We start from the raw sequence: 6,855 nt of genomic DNA, 5'->3' as shown, positions 1-6,855 counted from the left end.
CCGTGGCATCGGGCGATGTTTTGAAACGCTCCGACTCCAGGCGTTTGAGCCAAAGGCAGAAGCCGTTGCGCTCCCAATACAAGATCTTCACCCGATTGCGGGGCTTGTTGAGGAAGACGAACAGTACGGGGTCGAACACAGCCACCTTGATATCCAGCTCGACCAGCGCGGCCAGGCCGTCGATGGACTTTCGGAAATCGACAGGTTTGGGATAGAGATAGACTTTTTCGACTTTGGCGTCGGGTCGCATCATGGCGTGGCTGGCTCCAGAAAGAGATCGGGAGCACAGCATCCAAGATCATCTGACCGCTTTGAATGTGGGGTTCATGGAGCGGTTACTAATTGCTCACCTGCATCGCCTAGCTGAGCGTGCTACCCGCGTTGAAGTTTGTGGAGGTTATGGAGCGCTTACTTACGAAAAACTGGCCTATCGGGTGGACGCTTTAAACCACTGCCAGCATCGGGTAGGTAAACAGGCCAAAATGCAGCAGATTCAACCCGAAGTGCGTAACGACCGCGGCCCCCAGCCCGCCAAAACGATAGGCCAGGCCATACCCCACGCCAGCAATGGTCGCCAGCAGCGTCCATTGCCAACCTGCGCCCAGGTGCGACAGGCCAAACAGCAGCGCGGCCAGCAGCAGCGCCAGGTGCTCACCATAAGGCAGTTGTTTGAAGCGCTGGCTCAGCCCACCTTGGATGTAGCCACGAAACAGTGCCTCTTCGACCAGAGTCACCAACAGAAGATTATTCAAGACCCACAACCATGACGGTTCCGGCCACTTGGGTGCCCAGTGAATGATGCCCAGCAACAATGCGCCGCCCAAGGCCGCGATAGCCGTGAGGGTCAGCGCTATCGAGGCTGCACAGATCGTCAGGCGTAGAGAGCGACGCGCGACAACCCAAGGGCAAACCAGCAACAACCAAAACCCAATCAGCGACTTGTCCTGGTTCAAGTACATCGAAAAAGGCACGGCATCATCAGTCAAACGCTGTGGATCGATGACCCGGCCGTTGTAGAAACCAGGCAGCCAATGCATGGCCAGCCCCAGTGCCAGGACGATGAACAAGCCGTGCCCGATATACCGCGCCCACGCAGTGCGCTGTTGGCGCACGGCAAACCCGGCAACCAGCAGCAGAGCGATGGACACTCCCGCCAGCAATCCCAGTTTTCCGTAGGTCAGGGCCATGGCGTAGCCGATGGAAAGAAGTATCAGGTAAAACCAGGGCAGCGCGAGCATTCGGAAGTCCTTCGTGACGGTAACCAGCGCGGGATTATAACGATGGTTACGTCGCCCCCCAATGAAAACACCGCCATTGAGGCGGTGTTTTCATTGCTGCGGTCGCACTCAGGCGGCGATGAGTTGTCGCAACACGTAATGCAAAATCCCGCCCGCCTTGAAGTACTCAACCTCATTAAGCGTATCAATGCGGCAAAGCACCTCAACCTTCTCGCGGCGGCCATCTTTGCGGGTGATCACCAGCGTCAGGTTCATCCTTGGCCCGAGGTGCGCCTCGCTCAGCCCCAGAATGTCGATCGTCTCATCTCCCGTCAGCTTGAGTGTCTTGCGGTTCTGACCCTCTTTGAACTGCAACGGCAGCACCCCCATGCCCACCAGGTTCGACCGGTGAATCCGTTCAAAACTCTGCGCGATCACCGCCTTGACCCCCAGCAAGTTGGTGCCCTTGGCCGCCCAGTCCCGGCTCGAGCCGGTTCCGTATTCCTGGCCGGCGATGACCACCAGGGGCGTGCCCGCCGCCTGGTACTTCATCGAGGCATCGTAGATCGCCATTTTTTCGCCAGTCGGCAGGTACAGCGTATTCCCGCCTTCTTCCCCACCCAGCATTTCGTTACGAATGCGGATGTTGGCAAACGTGCCGCGCATCATCACTTCATGGTTGCCCCGGCGTGAGCCGTAGGAGTTGAAGTCCCGAGGCTCCACGCCTTGCTCGCGCAGGTAGCGCCCGGCCGGGCTGTCGACTTTGATGTTGCCAGCGGGGGAGATGTGGTCGGTGGTCACCGAGTCGCCCAGCAAGGCGAGAATGTGGGCGCCGTTGATGTCTTTGATGGTCGGCAGCGGGCCGGAAATGTCGTCGAAGAAAGGTGGATGCTGGATGTAGGTGGAATCGTCCTGCCACACATACGTGGCCGCTTGCGGCACTTCAATGGCTTGCCATTGTTCATCCCCGGCAAACACTTCGGCGTACTCCTTGTGGAACATGCCGGTGCTGACTTTTGCGACGGCGTCGGCGATCTCCTGGCTGCTGGGCCAGATGTCCCGCAAATACACAGGCTGGCCATCCGCACCGGTGCCCAAGGGTTCGCGGCTGATATCAATGCGCACCGTACCGGCGAGCGCGTAGGCCACGACCAGCGGCGGGGAGGCCAGCCAGTTGGTCTTCACCAGCGGGTGCACGCGGCCTTCAAAGTTGCGGTTGCCCGACAGCACGGAGGCGACGGTGAGGTCAGCCTTCTGGATGGCCTTTTCAATCGGTTCCGGCAGCGGCCCGGAGTTACCGATGCAGGTGGTGCAGCCGTAGCCCACCAGGTCAAAGCCCAGCTGGTCCAGGTAGGTCGTTAAACCGGCGGCCTTGTAGTAGTCGGTAACCACTTTGGAGCCTGGTGCCAGGGAGCTTTTCACCCACGGCTTGCGTTGCAGGCCTTTCTCTACGGCCTTTTTGGCCACCAACCCCGCGGCCATCATCACGCTGGGGTTGGACGTGTTGGTGCAGGAGGTAATGGCAGCGATGACCACCGCGCCGTTTTTCAGGCGATAGGTCTGGCCTTCAAAGTCGTAATCGGCTTCGCCCACCAGGTCGGCATTGCCCACGGCGACACCGCCGCCGCCTTCGCTTTCCAGGCGGCCTTCCTCTTTGTTGGCGGGTTTGAACTGCAGGTCGAGAAAGTCACTGAACGCCTGGCCGACATTCGGCAGCGAGACGCGGTCCTGCGGGCGTTTGGGCCCGGCCAGGCTGGCCTCGACGCTGCCCATGTCCAGCGCCAGGCTGTCGGTAAACACCGGCTCCTGGCCCGGCTGGCGCCACAGGCCCTGGGCTTTGGTGTAGGCCTCCACCAGTTTGACGGTTTCTGTAGGGCGCCCCGACAAGCGCAGGTAGTCCAGCGTTACTTCGTCCACCGGGAAAAAGCCGCAGGTAGCGCCGTACTCTGGTGCCATGTTGGCGAGGGTGGCGCGATCTGCCAGCGGCAGGTCGGCCAGGCCGTCGCCATAAAATTCGACGAATTTGCCGACCACGCCTTTCTTGCGCAGCATCTGGGTGACCGTCAACACCAGGTCGGTGGCAGTAATGCCTTCTTTCAATTTGCCTGTGAGCTTGAAGCCGATCACCTCGGGAATCAGCATCGACACGGGTTGGCCAAGCATCGCCGCTTCGGCCTCAATCCCGCCCACGCCCCAGCCGAGTACGCCAAGGCCGTTGATCATGGTGGTGTGGGAATCTGTACCTACCAGCGTGTCAGGAAAGGCGTAGGTGCGGCCATCTTCTTCTTTGGTCCACACGGTGCGGCCCAGGTATTCCAGGTTCACCTGGTGGCAGATCCCGGTGCCCGGCGGCACCACGCTGAAGTTGTCGAAGGCACTTTGGCCCCAGCGCAGGAAGGCGTAGCGTTCGCCGTTGCGCTGCATTTCGATGTCAACGTTCTGTTCAAAAGCGCTGGGGCTGGCAAATTTATCGACCATCACCGAGTGGTCGATCACCAGGTCCACCGGCGACAGCGGGTTGATACGCTGCGGGTCGCCGCCTGCCTTGGCCACTGCCGCGCGCATGGCGGCCAGGTCGACCACGGCAGGCACGCCGGTAAAGTCCTGCATTAATACGCGGGCGGGGCGGTATTGGATTTCGCGGTCGGAGCGGCGCTCTTTGAGCCAAGTGGCGATGGCCGTAAGGTCGGTGCCGGTGACGGTCTTGTTGTCTTCCCAGCGCAGCAGGTTTTCCAGCAACACTTTGAGCGACATCGGCAGTGCACTCAGGTCACCCAGGTGCTTGGCGGCTTCGGGCAGGCTGAAATAGTGATAGGTCTTGTCGTCGATCTGTAGGGTTTTAAGGGTTCTCAGGCTATCAAGGGATGACATTACGTGACTCCTTATGGTCCGCACGGCTACGGACCTGACGGGACGAGCAGAGCTTTTAACCTAGCCCTGTTTTCGGTAGCTGGCTAATAACTGGACTCTATGGACAAGTCCAAGGTTCCGAACTCGGCTATCATGCGCGCGTTTTCATGACAGGCCTTGCGCAGCGCAAGCCGGTTACCAGGAGAGTCGATGAACACCCTTTTTATGCACTGCCGCCCGGGTTTTGAAGGCGAAGTCTGTTCCGAGATGGCAGACCACGCCGCCCGCTTGAATGTCGCGGGCTATGCCAAGGCCAAGACCGGCAGCGCCTGCGCCGAATTTGTGTGCACTGAAGAAAACGGCGCCGAGCGCCTGATGCGCGGCTTGCGGTTTGCCGAGCTGATCTTTCCCCGGCAGTGGGCGCGCGGTGTGTTCATCGATTTGCCGGAAACCGACCGCATCAGCGTGATTCTCGCCCACCTGCAAGGCTTCCCCGTGTGCGGCAGCCTGTGGCTGGAAATGGTCGACACCAACGATGGCAAGGAGCTGTCCAACTTCTGCAAGAAGTTCGACGTGCACCTGCGCAAAGCCTTGCTCGCCGCCGGACGGTTGGTGGACGACCCGGCCAAGCCGCGCCTGCTGCTCACCTTCAAGAGCGGCCGCGAAGTGTTCATGGGGCTGGCCGAGTCCGATAACTCGGCCATGTGGCCCATGGGCATTCCCCGCCTGAAATTCCCTCGCGAAGCGCCGAGCCGTTCCACCCTGAAGCTGGAAGAGGCCTGGCACCATTTCATCCCTCGCGAGCAGTGGGACGAGCGCCTGCACAGTGACATGACCGGCGTGGACCTCGGTGCCGCGCCTGGAGGCTGGACCTGGCAACTGGTCAACCGTGGCATGCTGGTGACCGCCATCGACAACGGCCCCATGGCCGAAAGCCTGATGGACACCGGCCTGGTGCAACACTTGATGGCGGACGGGTTCACCTTCACGCCCAAGCAGCCGGTGGATTGGATGGTGTGCGACATCGTCGAAAAGCCTGCGCGCAATGCCGCCATGCTGGAAAACTGGATTGGCGAAGGGCATTGTCGCGAAGCGGTGGTCAACCTGAAGTTGCCGATGAAACAGCGTTACGCTGAAGTGAAACGTTTGCTGGAACGCATCGAGGACGGTTTCAAGGCCCGGGGCATCAAGGTGGAGATCGGCTGCAAGCAGCTGTATCACGACCGTGAAGAGGTTACCTGCCATCTGCGCCGCCTGGATGTAAAGAAGCCCAAGTCCCGCTGACCCGTGTGTTGCCCGCCCCCGTAGGGCGGGCCTGTTTTAGGAGTGAACTATGAGCCAACCTTCAGAGCGGCCGGTTGATGCCACCCTCGACGCGACCGGCCTCAACTGCCCGGAGCCGGTGATGATGCTGCACCAGCACATCCGTGACCTGGCGCCGGGTGGCCTGTTGAAAGTCATCGCCACCGACCCGTCCACCCGCCGTGATATTCCCAAGTTCTGCGTGTTTCTGGACCACGAACTGGTGGACCAGCAAGAACATGCGGGCACCTACCTGTACTGGATCCGCAAGAAGCCGGCCTGATCCCTGTACACTGCTGATCCGCGAAAGGAGCCTGCCATGCTGATTGTTGCCGATGAAAATATCCCGCTGCTCGATGCGTTCTTTAACGGGTTTGGCGAGATTCGCCGGGTGCCGGGCCGGTCCATCGACCGCGCCACCGTCGAGCAGGCCGACGTGCTGCTGGTGCGTTCGGTGACCCAGGTCAACCGGGCGCTGCTTGAAGGCACCCCGGTGCGCTTTGTCGGCACGTGCACCATCGGCACTGATCACCTGGACCTCGACTATTTTCAGCAGGCCGGTATCCAGTGGTCCAGCGCCCCCGGCTGCAACGCCCGTGGCGTGGTGGATTACGTGCTCGGCAGCCTGCTGACCCTTGCCGAAATAGAAGGGGTCGACCTGGCGCAGCGCACTTATGGCGTGGTCGGTGCCGGTGAGGTCGGCGGGCGGCTGGTCAAGGTGCTCCAGGGCCTGGGCTGGAACGTGTTGGTGTGTGATCCGCCACGCCAGGCCGCCGAGGGTGGGGGCTACGTGAGCCTGGAGCAGGTCGTCGAGCAGTGCGATGTGATCAGCTTGCACACCCCGCTGACCCCGTCCGGCGACGGTTCAACCTGGCATTTATTTGACCGTCAGCGCTTGGAACGACTCAGGCCCGGTGCCTGGCTGATCAACGCCAGCCGTGGCCCGGTGGTGGACAACGCCGCACTCAAGCACGTTTTGCTGGCGCGCGAGGACCTTCAGGCGGTGTTGGATGTGTGGGAAGAGGAGCCCACAGTGGACGTCGAACTGGCCGACCTGTGCGTGCTGGCCACCCCGCACATCGCCGGTTACAGCCTGGATGGCAAACAGCGTGGCACGGCGCAGATTTACCAGGCGTTTTGCGCGCACCAAGGCGTGGAGGCAAGCATTCAGTTGAGTAGCCTGTTGCCCGAGCCCTGGCTGGCCGAGGTCAGCCTCAACGCCAGCACCGAGCCGGCCTGGGCCTTGGCCACGTTATGCCGAAGCGTGTACGACCCGCGCCGCGATGACGCGGATTTTCGCCGAAGCCTTGTAGGCACCGTGGAACAGCAGCGCAAGGCCTTTGACCTGCTGCGCAAGCACTATCCACAGCGGCGTGAGATTGACGGCTTGAAGGTGAAGATCAGCGGGGACGCGCCTGCGCTGGCGCAGATCGTGTCGGCACTCGGGGCGTCTGCGCACAGGCCATAAAAAACCCGGCTTCAAGGC

General features: G+C 61.2%; 6 protein-coding genes. 3 read left to right on the top strand and 3 right to left on the bottom strand.

Annotated elements, in window-relative coordinates; all coding sequences use genetic code 11:
- From tnpB to acnA, 3 genes are all read right to left on the bottom strand, one after another.
- Positions 1-253, bottom strand: a 253-nt coding sequence (tnpB, locus tag ACW9H9_RS10545) for an IS66 family insertion sequence element accessory protein TnpB (RefSeq protein ID WP_457342991.1), incomplete at its 3' end; no start/stop codon positions are given.
- A gap of 190 nt (positions 254-443) precedes the next feature.
- Entirely contained in the window at positions 444-1,238 is a 795-nt protein-coding gene (locus ACW9H9_RS10540; protein ID WP_457342992.1) for a CPBP family intramembrane glutamic endopeptidase, read from the bottom strand.
- Between the two features lie 108 nt (positions 1,239-1,346).
- Positions 1,347-4,088 carry an aconitate hydratase AcnA gene (gene acnA / locus ACW9H9_RS10535; RefSeq protein WP_457342993.1) on the bottom strand — a complete coding sequence of 914 codons (2,742 nt, stop codon included), beginning with the start codon at positions 4,086-4,088 and terminating at the stop codon, positions 1,347-1,349.
- Between the two features lie 189 nt (positions 4,089-4,277).
- Between acnA and rlmM the strand changes: the two genes are divergently transcribed.
- The 3 genes from rlmM to pdxB are packed head-to-tail and all read left to right on the top strand — an operon-like array spanning position 4,278 to position 6,837.
- Complete coding sequence (rlmM, locus tag ACW9H9_RS10530) at positions 4,278-5,351, top strand: 23S rRNA (cytidine(2498)-2'-O)-methyltransferase RlmM (protein WP_457342994.1); 1,074 nt, start codon at positions 4,278-4,280, stop codon at positions 5,349-5,351.
- Between the two features lie 49 nt (positions 5,352-5,400).
- On the top strand, positions 5,401-5,652 hold the full coding sequence (tusA, locus tag ACW9H9_RS10525) for a sulfurtransferase TusA (protein ID WP_457342995.1): 252 nt from the start codon (positions 5,401-5,403) through the stop codon (positions 5,650-5,652).
- Positions 5,653-5,688: 36 nt separating this feature from the next.
- A complete protein-coding gene (gene pdxB, locus ACW9H9_RS10520; protein WP_457342996.1) occupies positions 5,689-6,837 on the top strand; it encodes a 4-phosphoerythronate dehydrogenase PdxB in 1,149 nt (382 codons plus the stop codon).
- Positions 6,838-6,855 lie beyond the last annotated feature (18 nt).

The organism is Pseudomonas sp. SDO5215_S409 (assembly GCF_054071325.1).
This window is presented reverse-complemented; position numbering and strand designations above follow the sequence as displayed.

Excerpts from the sequence above, each read along its gene's own strand:
- ACW9H9_RS10540 (WP_457342992.1), bottom strand. The coding sequence starts at position 1,238 with ATGCTCGCGCTGCCCTGGTTTTACCTGATACTTCTTTCCATCGGCTAC.
- acnA (WP_457342993.1), bottom strand. The coding sequence starts at position 4,088 with ATGTCATCCCTTGATAGCCTGAGAACCCTTAAAACCCTACAGATCGAC.
- tusA (WP_457342995.1), top strand. The coding sequence starts at position 5,401 with ATGAGCCAACCTTCAGAGCGGCCGGTTGATGCCACCCTCGACGCGACC.
- pdxB (WP_457342996.1), top strand. The coding sequence starts at position 5,689 with ATGCTGATTGTTGCCGATGAAAATATCCCGCTGCTCGATGCGTTCTTT.
- rlmM (WP_457342994.1), top strand. The coding sequence starts at position 4,278 with ATGAACACCCTTTTTATGCACTGCCGCCCGGGTTTTGAAGGCGAAGTC.